This is a genomic window from Pleurocapsa minor HA4230-MV1 (genome assembly GCA_019359095.1).
Lineage (GTDB): Bacteria > Cyanobacteriota > Cyanobacteriia > Cyanobacteriales > Xenococcaceae > Waterburya > Waterburya minor.
Map to the genome: position 1 here is coordinate 32,245 of JAHHHZ010000019.1, position 25,363 is coordinate 57,607.

The window sequence follows — 25,363 nt, forward strand, 5'->3', positions numbered from 1 at the left end:
TAGGAAATGGAAAGATAATTCTTAATTAAAATTAAGTTGTTTCAGTAATTATTTCTTTGGTTTTTGTTAGATTCAGAGGTTGTTGTTCAGATTCTGTCGTAGATAGCCAAAGTAAGTACTCGACGTTGCCTGCGGGGCCTGTGATGGGTGAAACGGTTAGACCTCGATATTGCCAGCCTAATGTTTGGGCTGCTTGCCATACCTGCATAATTGCCTCAGCGCGATCGCTTTGATCGCGAACTACGCCTTTTTTACCAACTCGCTCTCGTCCTACTTCAAACTGTGGTTTAACAAGCAATACGACTTCTTTTGGTGCAGCTAATAAATTCCAGAAGGGTTCAAGCACCTTAGTTAGAGAAATAAAAGATAAATCCATTACTCCCAAGTCTGCCATAGTTGCATCGCCGTATAGTTCGTTTGCGGGTAAATAACGGATATTAGTTCGCTCTTTTAAAATAACGCGATCGCTAGTACGAATATTCCAAGCTACCTGTCCATAGCCCACATCTACGCCATAGACTAACTTTGCTCCTGATTGTAATAAACAATCCGTAAATCCTCCTGTAGATATGCCACCGTCTAAGCAAATGCGATCGCATACCTGAATATTAAATGTTTCTAAAGCCTTAGCTAGTTTCTTACCCCCACGAGAAACATAAGGAGGTTGTTCTTTGACCTCAATTTCCGCCGTGGTTTTAATTTCTGTCCCAGGTTTATCGATGATTTCTTGATTTACCTTGACTTTACCTGCTCTAATCAAACTCTGTGCTAACGCCCTAGATTCACAGAGTTCTAGGCTGACTAATAATTTATCTAATCGCTGTTTAGCCAAGATATATAACTTGAAGATGCGGGCATCACGATCATATCAGTTTGCATAGCTAAAAAAAAACCAGAGCTAGCAATATATTCTCACCATGCAGGCTCTGGATCTGTTCGAGAAGTATCTTTTATATAGAATAAACAACCCAACTGTTTTGAGCATCAGTCATTTTACGCAATGTCAATCCTTAAAAGTCAGCAAGATGACTGAGATCGCTTTATTTGCACTATTAGTAGCCGTCAAAATGAGCGGTTAAATGACAAAAAACTCACTCGACACCGCAAAATTATAAAATTAATTAGAGAAGGGAATAATTAAAGGTTAATATTTTATGTTTGATGCTTTAGCAGATCGCCTCGATGATGCTTGGAAAAAGATCCGTGGTCAGGACAAGATATCTAAAAGTAATATTCAAGACACTTTAAATGAGGTACGTCGCGCTCTGTTATCAGCCGATGTCAACCTTCAGGTCGTCAAAGCTTTTGTTGCCGATGTTGAAAAGAAAGCTCTAGGGGAAGGCGTGATTTCTGGGGTCAACCCAGGACAGCAGTTTATCAAGATTGTCTACGATGAACTGGTTAAAGTCATGGGAGACAGCAATGTTCCTCTCGCCCAGGCAGACAAACCCCCTACAGTAATTTTGATGGCGGGTTTGCAGGGAACGGGTAAAACTACCGCTACTGCCAAGTTAGCCCTTTATCTGCGTAAACAAGAGCGCTCCTGCTTGATGGTCGGAACAGACGTATATCGTCCTGCGGCGATCGATCAATTGCTCACTTTGGGCAAGCAGATTGATGTTCCTGTATTTGAAATGGGTACGGATGCCGACCCTGTGGAAATCGCCAGACAGGGTATAGAAAAAGGGAAAGAGCTAGGGGTTGACACAGTTATTGTTGATACTGCGGGACGACTCCAGATCGACAGCGACATGATGGGGGAACTAGCTCGCATCAAAGACACGATTAAACCTGACGATACCCTCTTAGTTGTTGATGCGATGACGGGGCAGGAAGCTGCAAACCTGACCTATACCTTTCACGATCAAATTGGTATTACGGGAGCTATTTTAACTAAGTTAGACGGTGATAGTCGTGGTGGTGCTGCGCTATCCGTCAGACAAGTATCGGGACAGCCAATTAAATTTGTCGGTGTCGGCGAAAAAGTTGAGGCGCTAGAGCCATTTTATCCCGATCGCTTGGCATCCCGTATCCTCAACATGGGAGATATTCTGACTCTCGTGGAAAAAGCCCAGGAAGAAATCGATCTGGCTGATGTCGAGAAGATGCAGTCGAAGATTATGGAGGCGAAGTTTGATTTTAATGATTTCATTAAACAAATGCGCCTACTCAAGAATATGGGTTCTTTGGGGGGCGTTCTCAAACTCATCCCTGGCATGGGCAAAATTAGCGGTGCAGACTTAGCTAAGGGCGAAACTCAGCTTAAACGCACTGAGTCTATGATTAGCTCCATGACCAAAGCCGAAAAAGCCGATCCTGACTTATTGGCACAGTCTCCTAGTCGCCGTCGTCGGGTAGCCAAAGGTTCTGGATTTAACGAAAAAGATGTTTCTAAGTTAGTACAAGACTTTACGAAGATGCGTTCGATGATGCAAAATATGGGGCGTGGTATGCCTGGGATGGGGATGCCTGGTATGGGAATGCCTGGTATGGGTGGCGGAATGCCTGGGATGGGGATGCCTGGTATGGGCGGTTATCCCGAGCAAGGTAGAAGAAAAAAGCCCAAGAAGAAGAAAAAAGGCTTTGGATCGTTGTAAGATGAGAGATTGCCTTGGTTAATTCCCAGGAAAAAACACAAAGATCGACTACAATCGTAAAGGATAAATTTACCTAGCCAATGATTAAATTACGTTTAAAGCGCTTCGGCAAAAAAAAAGAAGTCAGCTACCGCATCGTAGCTATTGAGAGTAAGACTCGTAGAGATGGTCGTCCCATTGAAGAACTCGGTTTTTATAACCCCAGAACAGATGAAACTAGATTAGATGTTCCAGCGATCGTTAAAAGACTTCAGCAGGGAGCGCAACCTAGTGAAACTGTAAGAAGCATTCTGAACAAAGCTCAAGTTTTTGAACAAGTAAATGCCAAATAAGACCCCATTGTCTGGCGATCAGAGCGCGGCTAGTCCCGATTATGAGCAACTAGCTCGCTTTCTGATCGAACCTTTTTTAGAAGATCCCCAAAGTTTAAGTATCAACTCCGAAGTTAATCCCCAGAGTAAAAAGATTTGGCTCAGAGTTGCTTTTGATCAAAGCGATCGCGGTAAAGTATTCGGACGTGGTGGTCGCAATATTCAAGCCATTAGAACCACTATTCAAACGGCAGCCGCAGCTCACGGAGAATCTGTTTTTCTAGATATCTATAGCGATGAACCACCCGAATCAGATAATAATTCTGGTCGTCGCGAAAGATCGTCATCAAGTGGCAGTAATAACAGCAGGCGTCAAAGTCCCAGCAAACCTGCACCCAAGATTACGAAGAAGTGATTAATTACTGATTACTGATTACTGATTACTGACGTTATAACTTTATGTTATTACTAATTGCTAGATCGATTGAAGAAGTCGTTGTTTAATGATTTGGATTGCTAATTCAATTGCTGCTTTCATGCTGCTGGCGTTAGCAATTCCCTTACCCGCAATATCGAAAGCAGTACCATGGTCAGGAGAAGTACGAATGAAGGGTAACCCTACTGTAGTATTGATTGCCTGATCGAACGCCATTAGCTTAACAGGAATCAATCCCTGGTCATGATAAAGAGCTAGATAGGCATCAGCAGTATGCGGTTTAACCTGATAGTTGCCATACCAAGCTTGTCCAGGCTTGACCCACATAGTATCGGGGGGAATCAAGCCAATTAGCTTTATTTGAGGATATTTACTCTGGGCTTGTTTGAGCCAGCTTAAAAGCCAATCTTGTTCTTCTGTACCAAGTTGTCCTGCTTCCCCGCTATGGGGATTTAAACCAGCGATCGCAATTTCAGGTTTTTCCAGCCCAAAATCTTGTTGCAGACAGTTAATTAATAGATCTAGCTTCAAGTCCATTAATTCTGGAGTTAAGGCTTGAGGCACATCCGCTAAAGGAATATGAGTTGTGACGAGTAAACTCCGTAGCATCCAACCTGTGTGAGGGGACTGTCCGATAAACATCATGCCAAACTTATCGCTTCTTGCACTTTGAGCTAGAACTTCAGTTTGACCAGGATATTCGTGTCCTGCTGCTTTCCAGAGAGATTTAGCAATAGGTGCGGTGACAATACCCTGAAACTTACCCTCAAGAGTTAAAGCGATCGCTTTTTCCAAACAGGCAAAGCTAAATTCCCCCGTAATAGCGTCTCCCTGTCCGAAAGTAATAGTGTCCTGAAGCGGAATATCCAATACAGATAGAGTTTGCGGATCGGCTAAGTCTTGCTTGGTTAACTCAGTCTGCTGCAACAAATGCTCATAGGTAAATTGCAATAGTTGACGATTTCCGACAACCACAATCTGATATTTTTCAGCAAGAGCATTATCTGCTAGGGCTTTGAGAATAATTTCTGACCCAATTCCCGCAGGATCACCTTGGGTAATAGCCAAGCTAGGAGTTATAGACATGGAATTAAGATAATTGATTAGGGATGATCTAACCTGATGATTTAAAATACCTATTATTGATTATGGTTGAGAATTAAGAATTTAAACTTAAATCATTTTCTTAAACAAGATAAAATATCTCATAAAAAACAGGAGAAATAGACATGAGTGCAGAAAGTATGTTGTTTAATGGTGCAATCCTTTGCATCGTTCTAATTTTGGGTGGTCTGAGCTTAGGTTTTCTGATGCTCAAAATTCAAGGTGGAGAACCAGAATAGACTCTAAAGACTCTAATTGCTTATTTAAAATAGTTAAAAAGCAACTTTATGATGGTAAGGGCGAATGGTTGTTCGCCCTTACTAAGATAATTAATTTTCCTAACTATTGGATTCTTGGTCTTAAACCATAGTTACGATAATTCCAGTAATCACTCATGATCCGATCGTGGTCGAAACAGAGATTTGGCGGCAATTCCCATTGATGGAATACCCCTAAGCTTTTAGCGTCATCCGCAGCCACAGGTATACCTTTTGCCGTAGCAATAAAAGCGATCGCCAAGGTATGCTGACGAGCATCGCGTTTGGGATCGGAATACACATAAAACTGCTCGATCAGTTCTACTTTCAGGCTTACTTCTTCCTCCGCCTCACGAATTGCTGAAGTTTCAATTGACTCACCATAATCGACAAATCCTCCAGGAATTGCCCAGCCAAAGGGTTCATTTTTTCTTTCAATCAGTACAATAGGTCGTCCAGGGCGATCGATTAATTCGATAATGATATCTACGGTGGGTGCGGGATTACGATGATTCACTCTTTAATTAGGGGTATAGTTGAGAAACTGATTGTTTAAGGATAAATAGGCAGCATAAAGATATTTTACCCTCATAATTTCTTCACAAGTAGTCGGTATCGTATAGGTTATGGCTAGGTAAAGGAGTGAGGCTATGGATACGAATCTTGAATAAATCACCAAAATTTCAGAGCAAGACGCATCGATAATTGCTGCCAATGTTTTCAGTTGGAAAATCTATTAATAAATTTAATCAATAAATCCAACAGACTATTTTAAGTAGAGGTTGAAGTCTTAAAGGCTTATATTCTCATACTAAGGCGATCGCAATAATGAAAAATGAAAAATTTTCATCTTAATCGCCGAAACCATCTCTTTACAGGCTTTAAACTCTATGCTGCATATTTTACAAGTATCTCGGTCTTTCTCCAGAAATACTTTCTAGACCATTTTGCAGAATTTTACATTAACCTCGGCGCAATGCCTGTAAAGGAGAAAAAATATGAAAACCTCCACTCAAATCATTACAACCAACTCTGATGATAACGCAGATGGCATTATCGATTCTCGTTATTCCAACACCAACACCTACGATCAAAAGGGTAATCTGCTCACTAACGTTTCTGAAGCTGATAATAACGCAGATGGCGTTATCGATTCTCGTTATTCCAACACCAACACCTACGATCAAAGTGGTAATCAACTAACTAGCGTTTCTGAATTTGACGATAACGCAGATGGCACTATCGATTATCGTTCTTCCAATACCAACACCTACGATCAAAGGGGTAATCAACTAACTAGTATTTCTGAATCTGACGATAACGCAGATGGCACTATCGATTATCGTTCTTCCAATACCAACACCTACGATCAAAAGGGTAATCAACTAACTAGCATTTATGAAGCTGATAACGATGGAGATGGCACTATCGATTATCGTTATTCCAACATCAACACCTATGATCGAGGGGATAATCAGCTAACTAGCGTTTCGGAAACTGATGACGATGGAGATGGCACTATCGATTATCGTTATTCAAGCACAAATACCTACGATCAAAGGGGTAATCAACTCACTAGCGTTTATGAAACTGATGACAACGCAGATGGCGATATCGGTTATCGTTATTCAACCACAAATACCTACGATCAACGTGGTAATCAACTAACTAGCATTTATGAAACTGATGACGATGGAGATGGCGCTATCAATTATCGTTCTTCAAGCACCAACACCTATGATCGACGGGGTAATCAACTAACTAGCGTTTCGGAAACTGATGATGATGGAGATGGCGATATCGATTATCGTTCTTCCAATACAAACACTTACGATCGAGGGGATAATCAACTCACTAGCATTTATGAATATGATGACAACGCAGATGGCACTGTCGATTATCGTTCTTCAAGCACCAACACCTACGATCAAAGGGGTAATCAACTCACTAGCGTTTATGAATATGATGACACCGCAGATGGCACTGTCGATTCTCTTTATTCAAACACCAACACCTACGATCAAAGGGGTAATCAACTAACTGTCGTTTCTGAAGCCGATCACAACGCAGATGGTACTATCGATTATCGTTATTCAACCACAAATACCTACGATCAGATGGGTAATCAGCTAACTAGCGTTTCGGAAACTGATATCGATGGAGATGGTCTTCTCAATTATCGTTCTTCAAGCACAAATACTTACGATCAAAGTGGTAATCAACTCACTAGCATTTATGAGTATGATGAAAACGCAGATGGTACTATCGATTATCGTCAGGAAACACTCTATGAATATTCAGATGGAAATAAATACGTAATGGGTGTTTCCACTGGAGAAGTTGAAGTCTTTGCCGATGATTCGTTTGATTTCCCAGTCAATCCATTGACTGAACAATTTAATCTACCTTTTACAGTTTCTGAGGTTTAACTAGCAACGGATACTGTTGATTAACTGAATATTAAAGCTTGAGATAAGATATATAAGATTAGATCATTAATGATTTTATTAACTTTGACCTTGCTTTGGTAACGTTCGTCAACAGTATCAGTAAGTAGAGAATAAAGCTCTTTAACAGAAAATGCCTCAAGAATTGTGTCCCTGTGGCAGCAAAAAGCAAGAGCAATACTGTTGCCAGATGTATTTATCAGGGAAGAAACAGCCAGAGACAGCAGAGAAATTAATGCGATCGCGCTATACTGCTTTTGCCAGAGGTTACGTTGACTATTTAATTGCCACGTTACACCCAGATTATAGACAGCCTAATGATTATGCGGAGTTAACAAAAAGCGTTAGTCAGACTCAATGGTTAGGATTGCAAATAATTGATGCTCAAAAAGGCAAGAAAAACGACACTACGGGAATTGTCGAATTTGAGGCGGTTTATCAAAGAAATGAACCAGGACAACTCCACGAACGTTCTCGGTTTATTAAAACTGAGGGACGATGGTTTTATGTCGATGGTGATATTTTACCAAGAACAATACCTAAACCGAAAGACCCTTGCTGGTGTAAAAGTGGTTATAAATATAGGCAATGCCATGGAAAATGAGGAAGATTGGAGATCTGGAGACACGTAGTTTTAATTAATCACACAGCTTTTAAAATACAGCTCATCCTTTAGTCGATGATATGTCTGAACTAAAAAATCTAAGATAAGGGTACGATCGATCTAATCATTAACCTTATCTATAAAATGCCAGATTTAAAGAAAATTGCTGCTCAGTTGGAAAGTGCCGATTCTAAGGATCGTTTATTAGCTTTAACATCTTTGAGGGAAGTTGCACCAGAAGATGCCGTTCCCTTAATTAAAAAAGTTTTAAACGATGAGATACTACCAGTGCGCTCAATGGCGGTTTTTGCCTTGGGAATCAAGCCAACAGCCGAGTGTTTCCCGCTACTAATCGATTTATTAGCCAGTGATCCAGACTATGGTATTCGAGCGGATGCAGCGGGAGCATTAGGGTATCTCAATGATATTCGTGCCTTTGAACATCTAGTTAGAGCATTTTACGAAGATACAAACTGGTTGGTAAGATTTAGTGCAGCGGTTTCTTTGGGCAACCTACAAGATATTAGAGCTAAGGAGTTGCTGATGGAAGCTCTTGATAGCGAGGAAGTTATTCTACAGCAAGCAGCGATCGCCGCTTTAGGAGAAATCAAAGCAGTAGAATCAGTAGATAAAATCTTGAATTTTGCCGCCTCAGAAGACTGGTTAATTCGTCAGAGGATCGCCGAAGCTTTAGGAAATTTGGGGACAGAAAAAAGTATCTCAGCCTTGAAATTTTTGGCGAAAGATCTGCACCCTCAAGTGAAAGAAGCTGCTCAAATATCTTTGCAGCGCCTGGGAGACAGTATTAAATAGATTTTTTAAAATTAATAGAAGATTAATAGACAAAAAAATATCGGTTTTTAACAACCGATTAATCAGGCTTATATTAGACTTTTTGCCTTATTTAAACAGTCATAATATCCTGTTCTTTAATCGCCAAAAGCTCATCAATTTTCTTGTTGTAGCTATCGGTGACGCTTTGAATTTCATCTTGTAAATCTCGCGATTCATCTTCTGATATATCGCTATTTTTCTCTTGTGTCCGCACTGCGTCGATCGCATCACGACGGATATTACGAATTCCCACCTTACCTTCTTCTGCCAACTTACCCGCCGTTTTAACCAACTCTTGACGACGCTGTTTAGTTAGAGGCGGAATATTGAGCCGAATCAAACTCCCATCATTATTGGGGGTTAAACCAATATCAGACATAGAGATTGCTTTCTCAATTTGCCCCATGCTACTTTTGTCATAAGGCTGAATCATAATTGTTGTGGCATCAGGAGTACTCAGGTTGGCAAGAGATTTCAAAGGAGTCTCTGAGCCATAATAGTCCACCATCACCCGATCTAATAAAGAGGTGCTAGCTCTTCCTGTCCTAATCGTGTTGAAAGACCTTTGAGTTGCCTCGATAGTCTTTTGCATACGTTCTTTTACTTCAGATAACTTCACAATTTCCTCCTACAATCGTGCCGACAGATTCACCTTTGCTCGCACGCATAATGTTACCATTTACCGAAAGATCGAATACTAAGATAGGAATATTATTTTCTTTACAAAGAGCGATCGCCGTACTGTCCATTACTTTTAATTCATTAGTCAAAACATGATGATAAGTTAAGCTTTGATAACGGCGAGCATCAGGATTCTTTACTGGATCGGCATCATAAATTCCGTCTACCTTAGTCGCCTTAAAAATAATTTCTGCATCAATCTCCGCTGCTCTTAAGGCAGCAGTTGTATCAGTAGTGAAGAAAGGATTGCCCGAACCTGCACCAAAGATGACTACTCGACCTCTTTCCAGGTGACGAATAGCACGACGACGGATATAAGGTTCTGCTACCTCCTGCATGGCAATTGCAGTTTGGAGACGATTGTCGATGCCAATTCTTTCCAAAGCGTCTTGCAAAGTCATGGCGTTCATCACGGTAGCAATCATGCCGATATAGTCAGCCGTTGCCCGATCCATACCCGCAGCGGAGGCTTTCATACCGCGAAAGATATTTCCCCCACCAACCACAATGGCTAGCTCCACCCCACTGTTGACTACGTCCGCTACTTCTTGGGCGATCTCGGCGACTACCATCGGATCGATGCCATAGCCTAAGTTGCCCATTAAGGCTTCGCCACTTAATTTTAATAAAACCCTCTGGTAACTCATTCCTAGAAAAGTAAACCTCAATCTTTCTTGTTATTTACCTCCCCATAACATAGCAGCTTTCCGTACTTTAGTAATGCAAAAAGCTCTAAGCTATCAAGCTAAGTAGCTTAAAAGTTATTTTAAAGCAAGCGATCGCCACAACCAGGTTTACTGGGGTCGCCAATTAATCTCTGTACCCACAGGTTCGACATAGTTTCTCTCAATTCTTTCTCCTCCAAGCATCGCCACAACGCTATTGCGCAGATAATGATGATTTTGTCCTGATTCTGCACCGTCATCAATTTTGCCTTGATAACGAATCACCGCCTCACTATCTAAGAGATAAACGGTTGGTAAAACTTTAGTCTTAAAAGCTTTTGCCACGTCTTGATTAGAATCTCTCAAATAGGGAAAATTGAGTTGTTTTGCTTGAGCATACTTTTGCATCGCTTTAATGCTATCAGCAATAGGCTCAACAGAGTAATTAGGGTCTATGCCAATAACGGTGAATTTTTGTCCCCCAAAATCAGTCTGAAGTTGCTTAAGACGCTCAAGATACTGATTTACTTCGGTCATATCGCTCATAAAAACTACAGCGATCGCCTCAAATCCACGGAGATAGTTACCCAGATGATATACCTTTTGATCGATACCTGGAAGCTCAAAGTCGGGGGCGTAATTACCTATCGTATTCATAAAGTTTTGGTTAATAATAAAGTTGGTAGTGGTAAAAAAGAGGCAGTATTCTATCTTTACAAACACCCAATTTTATCAGTTTTAAATTTGATTTAAGTGTGAATTGGCTCGGCATCTCTGGCTTTAAAGCATGGATACTAGCTAATCAATTATTCGACCTCTTGACATAAATATCGATCTAGTAGCTATTTATTGGGCTTAAAAGTTTGGGAATAACCAATTAGTTTATAGACTAGCTTGGCTGCGGTAAATTCTGAGGCTACTGAGTCAGATGTGGGTGCTAATTCCATCATGTCACAACCGATCACCTCATGTCGGGTGAATACTGCACGCATAAATTTAATTAGCTCATACCAGTTTAAACCGCCAGGTTCAGGAGTTCCTACTCCAGGCATGGAACTTGGATCTAAGCCATCAAGATCGATGGTGATAAATACTTTTTCCGTAGAGATTAAAGCGATCGCCTGCTCAATCCAGTCAGAATTGTGATAGATATCTTTAGCCCAAACTACAGGAATTTGCTGTTGTTTAATTAATTCTGCTTCTTCTAAGCAAATACTGCGAATACCTACGGGTAGAGTCGGTAGTCCCATGTCTAACACTCGACGCATGACGCAGGCGTGATTATAGATTGAACCCTCGTAACTATGGCGCATGTCCCCATGAGCATCAATCTGAATTACGGTAAAAGGCTGGCTTAACTGCTGTTGATAGGCTGTGACTATGGCTGCGGTAATACTATGTTCTCCCCCCAAGGCAATCACAAACTTTCCGTCAGTAATCAACTCAGATACTCTGTTGCCAACAATCGCCATCATCATCTCAGGCTCTAGATCGGGATTTAATTTAGTATTGGCGATCGCTTCTGTGGTAAATATTCCTGTCTGCTGACAAACTTCTTGTTCTAGCTCAAGGTCATAAGCTTCTAGCTGTTCTGAGGCGGTGATTATCGCTTCAGGGCCATTTTGACAGCCTTTACGGTAAGTAGTTGTTTTTTCATAAGGAATAGGCAAAATTACTACCTTTGCTTGATTGTAGGTAGTCTGTGCTTCTGAACCAATAAATTGTTGGGGAATCATTTAATGAGTGGGTAGTGGGTAGTGGGTAATGGGTAGTGGGTAATGGGTAATGGGTAATGGGTAATGGGTAATAGGTAGTTAATTGTTCATTGTGACGCGAGCTTGCGAGCTTATCCGAAGGTGTATACCGCAAGGGTACTAACTCCGTGTCGCCCTTTAGGGAATCCTTTAGGACTCATTGCAAATGGCGTTCCCCAAACCATTCATAGCGATGATCGCGGATTTGTTCATAACTGCGATCGCCTAGCCACTTCATGCCTGGAATAGCTCGATAGGCAGCAATAAAAGCTGATCCCAGAGGTAATAGGCGGGCAATTTCTTCCGCTGCGGCGCTTCCCTGCCATCTTCTAGCAGGGTTATTTGTTTCGATTAAAATCATTCCTGCCTCACAGTCTGTTGGCGTAATCCCATAATCAGCTAAAGCTATGGGATCCTGCATGGGAATATAACTGAAAGTTTGTTCGCGGTCAAATTGCTGGAGAATCTGGGCAAAATTGGAGCAGAGATTACACTTGCTGTCGTAAACGACTTGATATTTCATGATGCGAGATATATTTCTTTTTTAAGCTTGAGCAGCTATACAAATGGGATTTTATCGCCTAAAACAGAGGCAGTTATGCGAAAGACGAAAGAATCGTAATTTTTTAACTTATTTTATCTTGGTTTAGGAGACAATGTTTTGGCTATCTCTCTATCAGATCTGAAAAATACAAATGGTAATGATGGCTTAGTTATTCCTGGCAAAAATGAGGGCGATCGCTTGGGAGAAGCAGTTTATAGTGCAGGGGATCTCAATGGTGATGGTCTTGATGATCTAGTGGTGACTGCGCCTGATGGGGGAATACCCAGTACTGATGATGATAGCTATTATCAGAGCGATCGCCGTGGTCAAGCCTATGTGATTTTTGGTACTCGCAGCAGCAATAATTCTACTGTTAATCTTGATAGCCTCAATGGTAGCAATGGATTTAAGGTTTCTGGGATTGATGCTACTAATCAGTTGGGTAGTGCGGTTTCGGTGGGAGATCTTAATGGTGATGGCATTGATGACTTAGTTTTAGGTGCGCCTAACGCAGGACGCAATATTAGTAGCTATAACTACAGCTACAGTGAAAATAATGGTGAAGCTTATGTGATTTTTGGTACTCGCAATGGCAAAGATGCTAATTTCAATCTGCAATCGTTAAATGGCAGCAATGGTTTTACCCTTAAAGGAATTGACGCTTCAGATCTTTTGGGGACAGCTATTACTAGTGCAGGAGACATTAATGGTGATGGAATTGACGATCTAGCAGTTAGCGCTACAGGAGGGGGTCAACCAATTACCAATCGCAATGGTTTTACCTATAGCGATCGCCGTGGAGAAGTTTATGTTTTATTTGGCAAGAAAAACGGCTTTGATGCTCGAATTAATCTGTTTAATCTCAATGGTAGCAACGGTTTTATCGTTGATGGTAAGGATGCTAATGATAGCTTAGGTAGTGCTTTGAGTAATGCAGGAGATATCAATGGTGATGGGATTGATGATCTGGTGATTGGTGCGTCTAATGCAGGAAATGTGATCGATAGTCCCTTTGCTGATGGCGATAGCGATCGACGAGGAGAAATTTACGTTGTTTTTGGCAGTAAAAACGGATTTAATTCTCGATTTAGCGTTGGCGATCGCTTTACTCTGACAGGAATTGGCATAGAAGATAATTTAGGCACGGCAATTAGTAGTGCAGGCGATCTTAATGGGGATGGTATTGATGATTTAGTTATAGGTGCAGCTAACGCTTCTGTTGATGGGTCATATACCCAATCAGGTCAGGTTTACGTATTGTTTGGCCGTCAGGGTGGGTTTGGCACTCAGTTTGACCTTAATAGTCTCAACGGCAACAACGGCTTTAGTATTGCTGGTATCAATGGGGGAGATGGTTTAGGAAATGCCGTAAGCGCAGGAGATTTTAATGGTGATGACATTGACGATCTCCTGGTTGGTGCTAGTACCGCTGGGTCAGATAGTCGTGGTGCAGCCTACGTTCTGTTTGGTAAACGCAATGGTTTTACGTCGCAAGTAGATTTGGCTAATCTTAGCAGCAGTGCAGGCATCAAAATTGCGGGAGTTAGCAGTGAAGATCTGCTTGGTAGTGGGATTAGTAGTGGTGGAGATCTTAACGGTGATGGTGCTGACGATTTAATAGTTAGTGCGCCTGGTGTCGATTTAGGTAATGAATACACGAAAGAAGGTACGACCTATGTGATTTTTGGCAAGCCACAACCACAACCACAGCCAGTTCCTTCTAATAGTCCCACACCCTACAGCGATCGCCTTAAAGGAACTGCTCAAAACGACCAGATTTCAGGACAAAACGGTGATGATACTATCTTTGGGGAAGATGGCAACGACACCTTAGCGGGAGATGGTGGTAACGATCGGCTCTCTGGTAGCAATGGCAACGACACCTTAGCGGGAAATGATGGCGGAGATACAATCTCTGGTGGTGCAGGAACAGATCTGCTCAATGGTGGCAATCAACAAGACCGACTTTTAGGAGATGCGGGTAATGATAGCCTAGTGGGAGGCACTGATAATGATTTATTAGAAGGAGGTTCGGGGAATGACACTATTTTTGGTGCCGATCCCAATAACTTTCAGGTTCAAGTTGGCGAACAAGAAACCCTCATTGGTGGAGAGGGAACAGATTTATTTATCCTCGGTGACAAAAATCAGATCTACTATGACGATCGCAATTCCAGGACAGATGGTTCAACCGACTACGCTCTCATTGAAGACTTTAATCTTGCTCAAGACAAAATTCAGTTAAAAGGCGATCGCTCTTTATATAGCCTCTCTTTCTTTGCAGATGGCAATGGTAAAACCTTAGCTAACCTTTTTTACTTACAGCCAGAAGCAGTTCCCGAACGAGTGGGTATTCTTAAGAACGTTTCTTCTAACCTCACTTTAAGTAATTCTGCCTTTGTTTTTGTCGGTCAACAGCCTAGTAATCCGCCACCGACAACTATCATCGGTCAAGCAACTCCCTACAACGATCGCCTTAACGGAACTGCTCAAAACGACCAGATTTCAGGACAAAACGGTAATGATACTATCTTTGGGGAAGATGGCAACGACACCCTAGCGGGAGATGGTGGTAACGATCGGCTCTCTGGTAGCAATGGCAACGACACCTTAGCGGGAAATGATGGCGGAGATACAATCTCTGGTGGTGCAGGAACAGATCTGCTCAATGGTGGCAATCAACAAGACCGACTTCTAGGAGACGCGGGTAATGATAGCCTAGTGGGAGGCACTGATAATGATTTATTAGAAGGAGGTTCGGGGAATGACACTCTCTTTGGTGCCGATCCCAATAACTCCCAGGTTCAAGTTGGCGAACAAGAAACCCTCATTGGTGGAGAGGGAACAGATTTATTTATCCTCGGTGACAAAAATCAGATCTACTATGACGATCGCAATTCCAGGACAGATGGTTCAACGGACTACGCTTTAATTGAAGACTTTAATTCTGCTCAAGACAAAATTCAGTTAAAAGGCGATCGCAGTTTATATAGTTTGTCTTTCTTTGCAGATGGCAATGGTCAAACCTTAGCTAACCTCTATTACCTACAGCCAGGAGCAACAGCCGAACGAGTGGGTATTCTTAAGAACGTTTCTTCTAACCTCACTCTAAGTAATTCTGCCTTCATCTATTTACCAAATGAATCACCCCAACCAGCGTTTAATTTAATCGGTGGAGCAACACCTTACAATGACAAGCTTAAAGGCAGTGTTTTAAACGATCAAATCTCAGGAAATAGCGGAGACGACAACATCTCTGGCGGGGATGGTAATGATTCTCTAGCTGGTGATGGCGGTGGTGATTCTCTCTTTGGGGATAGTGGTAACGATACGGTTAACGGGGGCAACAATAACGATAATCTCTATGGTGCAGCAGGTAATGATTTGCTTGATGGAGGCAATAATCAAGACCAACTCTCAGGAGATGACGGTAACGATACCCTCAATGGCGGTACTGACAATGACTTCTTAACAGGGGGAATAGGTAACGATACTCTCAATGGTACTAACCCTAATAACTTTGAACTCCAGCTTGGGGAACAGGATACTTTGGTTGGTGGTGCAGACAGAGATCTTTTCATCCTAGGGGACAAAGATCGGCTCTACTATAGCGATCGCAATTCCAGGACAGATGGTTCAACCGACTACGCTGTAATTAAGGACTTCAATCCTGCACAAGATCAAATTCAGCTAAAAGGCGATCGCCGTTCATATAACCTCTCTTTCTTTACTGGTGCTAATGGTAATACTCTGGCTAGTATTTTATATCTTGAAGCTGGAAGTACTCCTGAAAGAATCGGCATCATTGAAGATGTCTCACCTGATTTGACCATCAATAACAGCGCTTTTACCTTTATTTAATACGCCTAATGTTAAAAATCATAGTGATTTATTTTTAGCTAAGAGCTAAAAGCTACGAACTAGTTCATTTAAACGAAGCTAATTCACATCAAGCGTACTTTAATTAGAGGCAAGTTTATCTGCCCATCTAGTTGTTTCTGGGAGGCGATATTTAGTGAGACAACCCATGACATAATTAATCGCCGTTGGTAAACTAATTTTGTGTCCAATCGAGACATAAATTGGCTTGACTTTAGTACGCGATCGCAATACCACACCAATAGTTTCACCCTTGTCTAGTAACGGTTGCCAGCTACCTTTTTCTAAGGAAACAGCTTCGTGTTGACCAATAAGTAAGGACTTTGCTACTCCAATTGTGGGAATGTCTAATAATACACCTAAATGACAAGCTAAACCGAGACGACGCGGATGAGCGTAACCTTGACCATCACAGAGAATTAAATCGGGAGTAGTTTTGATCTGAGGCAAGGCAGCCAAAATCGCGGGAATTTCGCGAAATGAAAGATAGCCTGGCACATAGGGAAAAGCAGTTGGGATACAGGCGATCGCCTGTTCGACTAATTCTAATTCTGGGTAGGTTAAAATTGCGATCGCTGCTTGAGAAATAGTGTAATTATTTTTAAACCCAATATCGACTCCTGCCACATATCTAACTTCTCCTAACTCGTCAACATCAATCACTTTGTCTCGCAATTGCGCTTGAATTAGTTTTGCTTCGCCGACAGTCTTGACCCAAGGATGACTAAAATTTATGGTCAATTTTCTTTAGTTAGTTATTAATTAGTGCATTCTTAAGTGATCTTATAATTATTCAGGACAAAATAAAACTCTAGTTAAGATTTAGCCTATTTAGATAAAGTTATAATTTAGTATTCATCTCAATCTTTTCATTTTAAGCTAATGACTAAAAGATAAACGTGCTTTATGATGTAGTCGTTCTGTTTATCCTAATTTTTGTCAATAGTAGGATTAGCCTTTTATCAAGGGACATTTGGTCTTAATTTATCAAAAGTTTATGCTTAAAATTAGTTGAACTTACTGAGATATTCCCGATCAAATGGGCAACCAAACTGATTCTTATAATCTGTAAGAAAATAAATTAGACCGTTTTTAATTTGCTCCGCTAACGTCTATTTTTAAACAAATGCCAAATTTATCTAATAGTTCTCATAGTAATGAGCTTTTAATTTCCAAAGCAAATCCACCGTTAGGCGAAGTCTTGATTGAAGCGGGGTTAATTACGGCTAGCCAAATAGAATTTGCTCTACAGCTACAGTCTACAAGTCATCTCAAAATTGGTGAAATATTAGCTTCCCACAACTGGATTAAACAGCAAACGGCAGATTTTTTTGCGGAACAGTGGGCAGATTTACTGGAACAAAAGCAAAAAAAACCTCTAGTTTATTATTTTCGCAGTGCAGGATTATTAAACGAGCAGCAAATTGCGGCGCTCATTCGAGAACAAAAGCAACAGGCTCAACCCAAGAGATTTCATCGGCTGGCTGTGGAACAAGGATATTTAAAACAAACTACGGTAGACTTTTTTCTGGCAAAGATTTTTAATATCTACAACACTAATGTTTTTTCTTTTACTAAACCCTACGAAATTCTCAGCCGATACAATCGAGGTGAAACTAACTTTCGACGTACAGATCTTAGTAAAGCACCATTAATGGGTGTCAGCCTCAAAGGAATTCAACTAGACGGTTCTAATCTGCGTAAAGCTAATCTTAGTAGCTCCAACTTAAGTGAATCTAGCCTTATTCAAACTGATTTAGCTTTAGTGGATCTAATGAAAGCTGTTTTAGCGGGAGTAAATTTTGAACGAGCAAATCTATCTCAGGCTAATTTAAGAGAAGCTCATTTAAAAGCAGCTAACTTTACTAAAGCTAATTTACAGGGTGCAGATTTAAGAGACGCTCATTTATTTAATGCTGTTTTTGCAGGTGCAAATTTAAGAGAAGCTCATTTATCAACCGAATATGCCTATGAAGTTTTTTACGATTCTCAGACTATTTTTGACGATCGGTTTCAACCACAAAAAGCAGGCTGGAAAAAGCTAGATTAACCAGTGCTTAAAAAAACTTAAATAATAAACATAAAACTATAGTCCTGTTCCCTTATAAGATACAGGTTCTAACAATTCAGATAATGTTAGGATCGAGTCACGAGAAAAAGAAGCGAAAAAATAAGGAACAAACTCAATGCAGGAATTTGACAAGTCGATATCTTTTGATGGTCGTGATATTCGGCTTAAAGTAGGCTTGCTCGCACCACAGGCAGGCGGTTCAGTATTGGTAGAATCGGGTGATACGGCAGTTTTGGTTACAGCCACTAGAGCTAAAGGTAGAGAGGGAATTGATTTCTTACCTTTGACCGTAGATTATGAAGAACGACAATATGCAGCAGGGCGAATTCCTGGAGGGTTTTTTCGACGAGAAGGTAGACCTGGAGAGAAGGCAATCCTGACCAGTAGGTTAATCGATCGCCCGATCCGTCCTTTATTTCCTAGCTGGATGCGAGATGATATTCAGATCGTGGCTACTACCCTATCGATGGATGAAGATGTTCCTCCAGACGTTTTGGCAGTTACAGGAGCTTCGATCGCCGTTTTACTGGCCCAAATTCCTTTTTATGGCCCGATGGCAGCAGTTAGGGTCGGTTTGGAGGGAGATGAATTTATTCTCAATCCAACCTATAAAGAAATTAATAAAGGCGATTTGGATATTGTCGTCGCGGGAACTCCTGACGGGATTGTCATGGTAGAAGCGGGGGCTAACCAATTACCAGAGCAAGACGTAATTGAGGCGATTGAGTTTGCCTACGAAGCAATTCAAGAGTTAATTCAGTCCCAACTAGAATTGCTCAAGGATTTGGGTATTGAGATGGTTAGGCCAGAAAATCCTGATGAAGATCGAAGTCTGATCGATTTCATTAGCGATCGCGCTAGCAAAGATATTAAACACATCCTCTCCCAGTATGACTTTGATAAAAAGACTCGGGATGAAGCTTTAGACGAAATCAAGCAAACTCAAATCGTTGAAGCGATCGCTGGATTGCCCGAAGATGACCCCATTGCCGTGGCGACGACAGAAGATGCCAAAGCGATCGACAAGGCCTTTAAAACCCTGACTAAAAAGCTGATGCGGAGTCAGATTATCGAAGATGGTATGCGAGTTGATGGTCGCAAACTCGATCAGGTTCGGCCCATTAGCTCTAGAGCAGGAGTATTGCCCAATCGGGTGCATGGTAGTGGCTTGTTTAGAAGAGGTCTAACTCAAGTACTCTCCATTGCCACTCTGGGTACATCAGGAGATGCTCAGGATACCAGAGACGATATGACCATTCAAGACGAAAAACGCTATCTGCACCACTATAATTTTCCTCCTTATTCCGTCGGTGAAACTCGCCCAATGCGATCGCCTGGACGTAGAGAAATTGGTCACGGTGCTTTGGCTGAAAGAGCTTTACTGCCAGTATTGCCCAGTATGGAAGATTTTCCTTACGTCATCCGCGTAGTCTCCGAGGTACTGTCTTCTAATGGTTCAACCTCGATGGGTTCGGTATGTGGTTCGACTCTTTCTTTGATGGATGCAGGTGTTCCTCTAAGCAAACCTGTCAGTGGCGCAGCCATGGGTTTAATTAAAGAAGGAGATGAGGTGAGAATCCTGACAGACATTCAGGGGATCGAAGACTTCCTAGGAGATATGGACTTCAAGGTAGCAGGAACCGATACGGGTATTACTGCTCTCCAGATGGATATGAAGATCACTGGGTTACCGATGGAAGTGATTGCCAAAGCAATTCAACAAGCTTTACCAGCTAGGATCTATATATTAGAAGAGATGCTTAAGGCGATCGATGAACCTAGACCAGAGCTATCTCCTTATGCGCCGAGATTGTTAACCATGAAAATCGACCCCGATTTAATCGGCATGGTCATTGGGCCTTCTGGTAAGACAATTAAAGCAATTACCGAGCAAACAGGGGCAAAAATTGATATTGAGGATGACGGCAAGGTGATCATTGCTGCGGTAGAAGCTGAGAAAGCTGAGATGGCGCGCAAGATGATCTTTAACATCACTCGCAAATTAAATGAGGGAGATGTCTATCTGGGTAAAGTTACCAGAATTATCGATATCGGTGCTTTCATCGAAATTTTGCCAGGTAAAGAAGGCATGATCCACATTTCCCAGTTAGCGGAAGGTAGAGTCGGCAAGGTCGATGATGAAGTAGCTGTAGGTGACGAGATCGTGGTCAAAATCCGTGGTTTCGATCAAAAAAATCGCCTGAATCTTACCCGCTTGGGCATTCATCCAGACGAAGCTGCCGCCGCTAGAGCTGCTGCCAACTAATTAAAGTCAAGGACTAGTAAGAAGTAGAGAGGATCTGGGAGTAATGAAAAAACTCTTTAATCGCTCCCTACTTCTGACCTTTGATTATCTCAAGGGAATTGCCTTAACTTTCTTGGTTGCCAGGACTCTAATTTTCACTTCCAGCTCGTTTTGCATGGATTCAGTGTTCCCGCCCAAAGCAGTCTGAGGTTTTGCCATCACATCGACAGCCCCTGCTTTCATTACTTCATAGATGTTGTCAACATCGGACTTCTGTACGGCATTGCTTAATACCAAAATTGGCGTAGGATGATGAGCCATTACCTGTTTGGTAAACTCCAAGCCATCCATTTGCGGCATCTGTAAGTCAGTACAAATTACATCAGGATTAAGTTGGGAAACTAAATCTAATCCTTCTTTTCCGTCGGCAGCTTTACCAATTACTTCAATATGACGAGAAGAATTGAGCATCTTCTCATAGATATTAATTGCTACTGCGGAATCTTCAACTAGTAATACTCTAATTTTAGCCATAATATTTTTGTCTATTTATGTGATGTTTTTCTGTGTAAAAGATAGAGGAAACTAATCGATGTTATCAGAGGTTTTCCTCCCGCTAACACTCTATAAAAGAGTTTGATAGGGAGATTAAAGTTATGAACTAAGTTTAAAAACATAATAATTGTGAGTTAAAAATTCAACAAATAGAACTTAATTTAAAGGAATAGGCGAAACTTTTTTAGTAGCTAAAACTCGAATTTTAGTAATTAATTCGTTCTGCATTGCGTCTGAATTTCCCCCTAAAGCAGTTTGAGGTTTGGGCATCACATCAACTACCCCTGCCTTCATCACCTGATATATTGTTTCCGTATCACTTTTTTGCACAGTATTACTTAACACCAAAATTGGCGTAGGATAGTGAGCCATGATCTGTTTGGTGAATTCTAACCCGTCCATTTCAGGCATTTGTAAATCAGTGCAGATTACGTCAGGCTGAAGTTTAAAGGTTAAATCTAATCCTTCTTTGCCGTTGCTGGCTTTGCCCACTACCTCAATATGGCGAGAAGAATTGAGCATTTTTTCATAGATGTTGATGGCAACAGCGGAATCTTCCACTAGTAGAACTTTGATTTTAGACATAGTTTTTGAGTTAATTAATGGTGAGTATGAATTAATTGAGCCAGAGTTTTCAACAGTATCTGTTGATTGAAATCACCTTTGGTTAGATAGGCATTAGCTCCTGCTTCCATACCACGACGTTTATCTTCTCTAGATGCCAGAGTAGTAATTAAAACAATGGGTAGGCGATCGTATTTACTGTCTTGGCGAATCTTAGCCGTCATTTCTAAGCCAGTCATGTGAGGCATTTCCACATCCGACAGCACGATATCAAACTCTTGAGCTTGAACCTGCTGTAAACCGAGTAATCCATTCTCGGCAACGGTAATTTCATAACCTGCACCCTTTAACAAACGATGCATTTGCGTCAGGATAATAATTGAATCCTCCACCAGCAAGAGTCTATTTTTAGTAGTAAGGGAAGTGGCCGAGGGTACAGCGTTCCAACTCCCTTTTCTGAGGGAATGAAGTAAATCTACAGGATTAAGAATCATACAGACTTCTCCACTACCTAAGATAGTCGCTCCAGTAATATTCGGAATACGCTTGAGCAGTTTACTTTGAGATTTGAGTACAACATCTTGCTGATCGATCAAATCATCAACAATTACCCCAAAAAGATCGCTGCCGACTTGCAGCACGATACAGGAGAGATAATTTTTGGGGCGCTTATCCTGTGGGGGAGGTAACTGGAGTAAGCTGCTAAGTTCCTTAATGGATAAAGGTTGCTCTTCAAAGGTAATAGTAGGTTTTCCTTCAAGCTCATAAATATCTTTAGGAGAGAGGGTAATCATAGTTTGGATAAATTCCAAAGGCAACGCATAAAGAGTCCGCTCAATTTCGACAATTAGAACTTTAGTGGTTGCCAGGCTAGTATTTAAACGCACCTGGAATTTACAGCCGTTGCCAGGGACAGAAGTTACCTGGATTGCTCCTTTAAGACGTTCTACATTAGCCCGAACCACATCTAAACCAACGCCTCTACCTGAAAGTTCGGTAATTTCGGTACGAGTGGAAAAACCAGAGGCAAAAATCAAAGATTGAATCTCCGACTCACTCATAGCAGCTAGTTCTGCTTCAGTACGCACTTGACGCCGAATGGCAGTATTACGAATACTACTGATGTTTAAGCCTCGTCCATCATCACTAACATCGATGCCGATGCTACTTCCCATTTGATAGCCGCGTAGGCGCAAAGTGGCAGTGGTAGCTTTACCTTGAGCAACACGTTCGGCAGGAGTTTCGATCCCGTGATCGATCGCATTGCGAATTAGATGCAGCAGGGGATCTTTGATTTCTTCTAAAATGCGTTTATCAGCTTTAGTATCTCCACCTTCAATAATTAACTCAATTTCTTTACCCTGTTGACGAGCTAGATCCCGCACCATACGGGGATAAATATTGAATACTGTAGCTAAAGGTAACTGTCTTAAACCGTTGATGCCTGACTCTAGGCGATCGCTAATAATTCCCAGACTAGCACTATCTTCGTTGGCTCTAGTTCGTAGATTATTAATCAAACTCCCGAGAAAATCTACTCGCTGTTCAGTATTGCTTAAGAACTGTTTGAAGGGTTGTAAAAGCTCAGGAGCTAAAGCCTGTCCAATCTCCGTGACAATTGAGCTATCCTGTTTGACCCATTCCGACCATAAAGCTGATATTTGCTCTATTTCTGCCATTTGTTGTGAAATTCGCAATCTAGTTACGCTTAATTCACTTGCTTGAGTCATGAGCGTGTCTAACTTTTGTGGCTCAACTCGAATTGTGTCAATCTGATAGTCTTGATTAATGACAGGAGTTGCTACAGCCTCTTCAAGTTTAAGGCTAGCGTTGGATTGAACCACGAAACTAGACTCATCTGCTGATGGCTCATCAGCAAATAAATCTTCGGTAAATTGTTCTGGAGTAACATCACTACCAAAGAAGTCATCGTCATCATTATCGCCAAAGAAGTCATCGTCATCACCAAACAAGTCTGGTTCAGATCTAGTAGCAGGTGAATTGCCTGACACATCCATCAGCGATGCCAAGACGGCAACAGGATCGATGTTAATTGATTCTCCTGTAATTGCCTGATGAGAAAGCTGGTTAATCGCATCAATACCTTGATACAGGTGATCGCATAATTCGGGAGTAATTTTGCTATGTCCTGCCTTAATTGCTTCCATACAGTCTTCTAGCTGATGCACCAACATCTCAATCTCATCTAATCCCAGCATCCGAGAGTCGCCCTTGAGGGTATGAGCTTCCCGCAAGAATTCTTCTAATGCTGCGGTATCTTGGGGATTTTTCTCCAAGATCATCAAATCGGATTCCAGCTTTTGCAAGTGTTCATTGCTAGAAGTCTTATAAAGCAGTCTTAGCTCTTCATCTTCAATCATCATAGTTTTGCTGGGAAAATTTTAGTAAAAAGCTCTAATTAAACAACCGCTTTAAGTTGTTCGGTCGATTTTTTCAGTTCTAGGGTAGAAGCCTTAACATCTTGCATATCTGCTGCCGTATCCATCGCCCCCAGGTTAAGAGCGTTAATCGCTGCCAAAATCTCCTGAATACTTACCGCTTGCAGTTTTGCTGCTTGGGAGATCTCCGAGGTGTTGGAGAATACGTTGGTTACTGCGTTTTTCACCCCGATAAATGATTCGGCAGTATCTAGCGCCAATTCAATACTAGATTCAGCGGTTTTCTTACCTTCGTCCGTTACCATTACCGCGCTGTTCATCGCAGCTTGGACATCTGTTACCAGTTTGTTGATTTTGTCGGCAGACTTACGACTTTGATCCGCCAGTTTCCGAATCTCACCCGCAACCACCCCGAAACCTTTACCATACTCTCCAGCACGAGCCGCCTCAACCGCTGCGTTTAGTGCCAACATGTTGGTTTGGTTTGCCAAATCCCCTACCACCTCTGATACTCCCGCAATTTGTTCAGTTTGTTCACTCAGGTTAATGATCTGTTCGGCAATTTCTCTAACTCTGTCCTTGAGACTTTCCATGCCTACCCTGGTTTGTTCGACTGTTTCTGCTCCAGATTCCGCCAGAGCAAGAGCTGTACTGGCGCTTTTTGCCGATTCTTCTGCCTGTACTGCCGAACGACGAGAAGTTTCACCCAAGGAATCCACCGTAGAGGTAGTTTGACTGACGGAATTGGACTGTTCATTGGCTACTGCCTCTTGATTTTCGACCTTGGCAGAAATCTCCTCTGAAGATTTGGCGATCATATTGGTAAATTGATCTAGAGTATTGGTAATTCGGCGAGAACCAGCAATAATTGCCGTAACGATCATTAAGTTGAGTAATGCTACGAACAACTCAATTGTCTGTAATTGTTTAACTTCGTTTTCTGCATATTTTTCGGCGGCGGTTACTGTCTCGTCGGCTAGTTTAAATAAAGTTTCACTTTGTTTGAGTAAGGCTGCACGGTTAGCTTCTGTTGGCTGCTTTCTGACTTGCTGAATTAGTGCTTTAGATTTGTTCCATTCAGCTTTTGTTGTATTTAGCTTGGCAATGTAATCTACGTCTGTAGCAGCAGACAAGCCTAATTCTTCATTACCCTTGATTAAGTTTTCAATTAGCTGATCCAATTGAGCAATTAACTTATCATCAGCGCTGTTGGACAGTTCGAGCTTAATCGATCTTTGAGTTCCCCCCCTAACTTTACCAACGACGTTAATCTCCTTGGCGCCATGTTCGGCAGTAGCCAGAAAAATTACCCCTAAGTTGACCAATACAATAGTTCCAATCCCAAATGCGCCAGCGGTTAACTGAGTTCCAATTTTCATAAGTTTTCTACCTGTATTTTCTACCTGTAATTTTTGT

23 protein-coding genes are annotated in these 25,363 nt (G+C 41.6%); 10 read left to right on the forward strand and 13 right to left on the reverse strand.

Translation table 11 applies throughout. The annotated features are described in order from the left end of the window. Positions 1-31: 31 nt before the first annotated feature. The gene (locus KME09_09305; GenBank protein ID MBW4534122.1) at positions 32-832 is read right to left on the reverse strand and encodes a TlyA family RNA methyltransferase; all 801 of its coding nucleotides are present in this window, start codon (positions 830-832) and stop codon (positions 32-34) included. Positions 833-1,154: 322 nt separating this feature from the next. Here KME09_09305 and ffh point away from each other — a divergent pair, with 322 nt between their 5' ends. The 3 genes from ffh to KME09_09320 all read left to right on the forward strand — a co-directional run bounded on the left by ffh (position 1,155) and on the right by KME09_09320 (position 3,323). Then, on the forward strand, positions 1,155-2,597 hold the full coding sequence (gene ffh / locus KME09_09310) for a signal recognition particle protein (GenBank protein MBW4534123.1): 1,443 nt from the start codon (positions 1,155-1,157) through the stop codon (positions 2,595-2,597). Positions 2,598-2,677: 80 nt separating this feature from the next. Beyond that, positions 2,678-2,929 (forward strand): 30S ribosomal protein S16, encoded by a 252-nt coding sequence (gene rpsP / locus KME09_09315; protein MBW4534124.1) that lies wholly within the window; start codon positions 2,678-2,680, stop codon positions 2,927-2,929. Next, positions 2,919-3,323 (forward strand): KH domain-containing protein, encoded by a 405-nt coding sequence (locus KME09_09320; GenBank protein ID MBW4534125.1) that lies wholly within the window; start codon positions 2,919-2,921, stop codon positions 3,321-3,323. Before rpsP ends, KME09_09320 begins: the two co-directional genes overlap by 11 nt. Positions 3,324-3,383: 60 nt before the next feature. On the opposite strand, the gene pdxA is transcribed toward KME09_09320, so the two are convergent. Further along, positions 3,384-4,430 carry a 4-hydroxythreonine-4-phosphate dehydrogenase PdxA gene (gene pdxA / locus KME09_09325; protein ID MBW4534126.1) on the reverse strand — a complete coding sequence of 349 codons (1,047 nt, stop codon included), beginning with the start codon at positions 4,428-4,430 and terminating at the stop codon, positions 3,384-3,386. Between the two features lie 143 nt (positions 4,431-4,573). Here pdxA and KME09_09330 point away from each other — a divergent pair, with 143 nt between their 5' ends. After that, on the forward strand, positions 4,574-4,687 hold the full coding sequence (locus KME09_09330; GenBank protein ID MBW4534127.1) for a PetM family cytochrome b6-f complex subunit 7: 114 nt from the start codon (positions 4,574-4,576) through the stop codon (positions 4,685-4,687). 103 nt (positions 4,688-4,790) lie between these two features. On the opposite strand, the gene KME09_09335 is transcribed toward KME09_09330, so the two are convergent. Then, positions 4,791-5,222, reverse strand: a complete 432-nt coding sequence (locus KME09_09335) for an NUDIX hydrolase (protein ID MBW4534128.1) — start codon at positions 5,220-5,222, stop codon at positions 4,791-4,793. Between the two features lie 481 nt (positions 5,223-5,703). Between KME09_09335 and KME09_09340 the strand changes: the two genes are divergently transcribed. From KME09_09340 to KME09_09350, 3 genes are all read left to right on the forward strand, one after another. Then, positions 5,704-7,134 (forward strand): hypothetical protein, encoded by a 1,431-nt coding sequence (locus KME09_09340; protein MBW4534129.1) that lies wholly within the window; start codon positions 5,704-5,706, stop codon positions 7,132-7,134. Between the two features lie 151 nt (positions 7,135-7,285). After that, positions 7,286-7,756 carry a YchJ family protein gene (locus KME09_09345; protein MBW4534130.1) on the forward strand — a complete coding sequence of 157 codons (471 nt, stop codon included), beginning with the start codon at positions 7,286-7,288 and terminating at the stop codon, positions 7,754-7,756. Positions 7,757-7,900: 144 nt separating this feature from the next. Beyond that, positions 7,901-8,569 carry a HEAT repeat domain-containing protein gene (locus KME09_09350; GenBank protein MBW4534131.1) on the forward strand — a complete coding sequence of 223 codons (669 nt, stop codon included), beginning with the start codon at positions 7,901-7,903 and terminating at the stop codon, positions 8,567-8,569. A 91-nt stretch (positions 8,570-8,660) separates the two neighbouring features. Here the strand turns inward: KME09_09350 and frr are convergent, their stop codons facing one another. The 5 genes from frr to KME09_09375 form a co-directional block, all read right to left on the reverse strand. Next, the gene (gene frr / locus KME09_09355; GenBank protein ID MBW4534132.1) at positions 8,661-9,209 is read right to left on the reverse strand and encodes a ribosome recycling factor; all 549 of its coding nucleotides are present in this window, start codon (positions 9,207-9,209) and stop codon (positions 8,661-8,663) included. After that, complete coding sequence (pyrH, locus tag KME09_09360) at positions 9,196-9,918, reverse strand: UMP kinase (protein ID MBW4534133.1); 723 nt, start codon at positions 9,916-9,918, stop codon at positions 9,196-9,198. Before pyrH ends, frr begins: the two co-directional genes overlap by 14 nt. Positions 9,919-10,065: 147 nt before the next feature. Then, positions 10,066-10,593 carry a redoxin domain-containing protein gene (locus tag KME09_09365; protein ID MBW4534134.1) on the reverse strand — a complete coding sequence of 176 codons (528 nt, stop codon included), beginning with the start codon at positions 10,591-10,593 and terminating at the stop codon, positions 10,066-10,068. A gap of 185 nt (positions 10,594-10,778) precedes the next feature. Beyond that, positions 10,779-11,672 carry an agmatinase gene (gene speB / locus KME09_09370; GenBank protein MBW4534135.1) on the reverse strand — a complete coding sequence of 298 codons (894 nt, stop codon included), beginning with the start codon at positions 11,670-11,672 and terminating at the stop codon, positions 10,779-10,781. A 175-nt stretch (positions 11,673-11,847) separates the two neighbouring features. Continuing rightward, positions 11,848-12,213 (reverse strand): DUF393 domain-containing protein, encoded by a 366-nt coding sequence (locus KME09_09375; GenBank protein MBW4534136.1) that lies wholly within the window; start codon positions 12,211-12,213, stop codon positions 11,848-11,850. Between the two features lie 138 nt (positions 12,214-12,351). On the opposite strand from KME09_09375, the gene KME09_09380 reads away from it, so the two are divergent. Then, entirely contained in the window at positions 12,352-16,095 is a 3,744-nt protein-coding gene (locus KME09_09380) for an FG-GAP repeat protein (GenBank protein ID MBW4534137.1), read from the forward strand. Positions 16,096-16,194: 99 nt separating this feature from the next. On the opposite strand, the gene nfi is transcribed toward KME09_09380, so the two are convergent. Then, positions 16,195-16,854 carry a deoxyribonuclease V gene (gene nfi / locus KME09_09385; GenBank protein MBW4534138.1) on the reverse strand — a complete coding sequence of 220 codons (660 nt, stop codon included), beginning with the start codon at positions 16,852-16,854 and terminating at the stop codon, positions 16,195-16,197. Between the two features lie 385 nt (positions 16,855-17,239). Here nfi and KME09_09390 point away from each other — a divergent pair, with 385 nt between their 5' ends. Continuing rightward, positions 17,240-18,163 (forward strand): pentapeptide repeat-containing protein, encoded by a 924-nt coding sequence (locus tag KME09_09390; protein ID MBW4534139.1) that lies wholly within the window; start codon positions 17,240-17,242, stop codon positions 18,161-18,163. A gap of 136 nt (positions 18,164-18,299) precedes the next feature. Next, on the forward strand, positions 18,300-20,450 hold the full coding sequence (locus KME09_09395) for a polyribonucleotide nucleotidyltransferase (protein MBW4534140.1): 2,151 nt from the start codon (positions 18,300-18,302) through the stop codon (positions 20,448-20,450). Positions 20,451-20,534: 84 nt separating this feature from the next. On the opposite strand, the gene KME09_09400 is transcribed toward KME09_09395, so the two are convergent. From KME09_09400 to KME09_09415, 4 genes are all read right to left on the reverse strand, one after another. Next, positions 20,535-20,963 carry a response regulator gene (locus tag KME09_09400; protein ID MBW4534141.1) on the reverse strand — a complete coding sequence of 143 codons (429 nt, stop codon included), beginning with the start codon at positions 20,961-20,963 and terminating at the stop codon, positions 20,535-20,537. A gap of 177 nt (positions 20,964-21,140) precedes the next feature. After that, complete coding sequence (locus tag KME09_09405) at positions 21,141-21,569, reverse strand: response regulator (protein MBW4534142.1); 429 nt, start codon at positions 21,567-21,569, stop codon at positions 21,141-21,143. A gap of 14 nt (positions 21,570-21,583) precedes the next feature. Then, positions 21,584-23,932 (reverse strand): response regulator, encoded by a 2,349-nt coding sequence (locus KME09_09410; GenBank protein ID MBW4534143.1) that lies wholly within the window; start codon positions 23,930-23,932, stop codon positions 21,584-21,586. A gap of 35 nt (positions 23,933-23,967) precedes the next feature. After that, positions 23,968-25,326: a chemotaxis protein gene (locus tag KME09_09415; protein ID MBW4534144.1), complete on the reverse strand. Its 1,359-nt coding sequence runs from the start codon at positions 25,324-25,326 to the stop codon at positions 23,968-23,970. Between the last annotated feature and the right edge of the window lie 37 nt (positions 25,327-25,363).

What these genes read in the sequence shown, in the direction of transcription:
- KME09_09375 (MBW4534136.1), bottom strand. Translation starts at nt 12,213, where the DNA reads ATGAAATATCAAGTCGTTTACGACAGCAAGTGTAATCTCTGCTCCAAT.
- KME09_09415 (MBW4534144.1), bottom strand. Translation starts at nt 25,326, where the DNA reads ATGAAAATTGGAACTCAGTTAACCGCTGGCGCATTTGGGATTGGAACT.
- KME09_09410 (MBW4534143.1), bottom strand. Translation starts at nt 23,932, where the DNA reads ATGATGATTGAAGATGAAGAGCTAAGACTGCTTTATAAGACTTCTAGC.
- KME09_09405 (MBW4534142.1), bottom strand. Translation starts at nt 21,569, where the DNA reads ATGTCTAAAATCAAAGTTCTACTAGTGGAAGATTCCGCTGTTGCCATC.
- ffh (MBW4534123.1), top strand. Translation starts at nt 1,155, where the DNA reads ATGTTTGATGCTTTAGCAGATCGCCTCGATGATGCTTGGAAAAAGATC.
- pyrH (MBW4534133.1), bottom strand. Translation starts at nt 9,918, where the DNA reads ATGAGTTACCAGAGGGTTTTATTAAAATTAAGTGGCGAAGCCTTAATG.
- KME09_09365 (MBW4534134.1), bottom strand. Translation starts at nt 10,593, where the DNA reads ATGAATACGATAGGTAATTACGCCCCCGACTTTGAGCTTCCAGGTATC.
- KME09_09345 (MBW4534130.1), top strand. Translation starts at nt 7,286, where the DNA reads ATGCCTCAAGAATTGTGTCCCTGTGGCAGCAAAAAGCAAGAGCAATAC.
- KME09_09390 (MBW4534139.1), top strand. Translation starts at nt 17,240, where the DNA reads ATGCCAAATTTATCTAATAGTTCTCATAGTAATGAGCTTTTAATTTCC.
- pdxA (MBW4534126.1), bottom strand. Translation starts at nt 4,430, where the DNA reads ATGTCTATAACTCCTAGCTTGGCTATTACCCAAGGTGATCCTGCGGGA.
- KME09_09395 (MBW4534140.1), top strand. Translation starts at nt 18,300, where the DNA reads ATGCAGGAATTTGACAAGTCGATATCTTTTGATGGTCGTGATATTCGG.
- speB (MBW4534135.1), bottom strand. Translation starts at nt 11,672, where the DNA reads ATGATTCCCCAACAATTTATTGGTTCAGAAGCACAGACTACCTACAAT.
- KME09_09330 (MBW4534127.1), top strand. Translation starts at nt 4,574, where the DNA reads ATGAGTGCAGAAAGTATGTTGTTTAATGGTGCAATCCTTTGCATCGTT.
- KME09_09340 (MBW4534129.1), top strand. Translation starts at nt 5,704, where the DNA reads ATGAAAACCTCCACTCAAATCATTACAACCAACTCTGATGATAACGCA.
- KME09_09400 (MBW4534141.1), bottom strand. Translation starts at nt 20,963, where the DNA reads ATGGCTAAAATTAGAGTATTACTAGTTGAAGATTCCGCAGTAGCAATT.
- rpsP (MBW4534124.1), top strand. Translation starts at nt 2,678, where the DNA reads ATGATTAAATTACGTTTAAAGCGCTTCGGCAAAAAAAAAGAAGTCAGC.
- KME09_09350 (MBW4534131.1), top strand. Translation starts at nt 7,901, where the DNA reads ATGCCAGATTTAAAGAAAATTGCTGCTCAGTTGGAAAGTGCCGATTCT.
- KME09_09320 (MBW4534125.1), top strand. Translation starts at nt 2,919, where the DNA reads ATGCCAAATAAGACCCCATTGTCTGGCGATCAGAGCGCGGCTAGTCCC.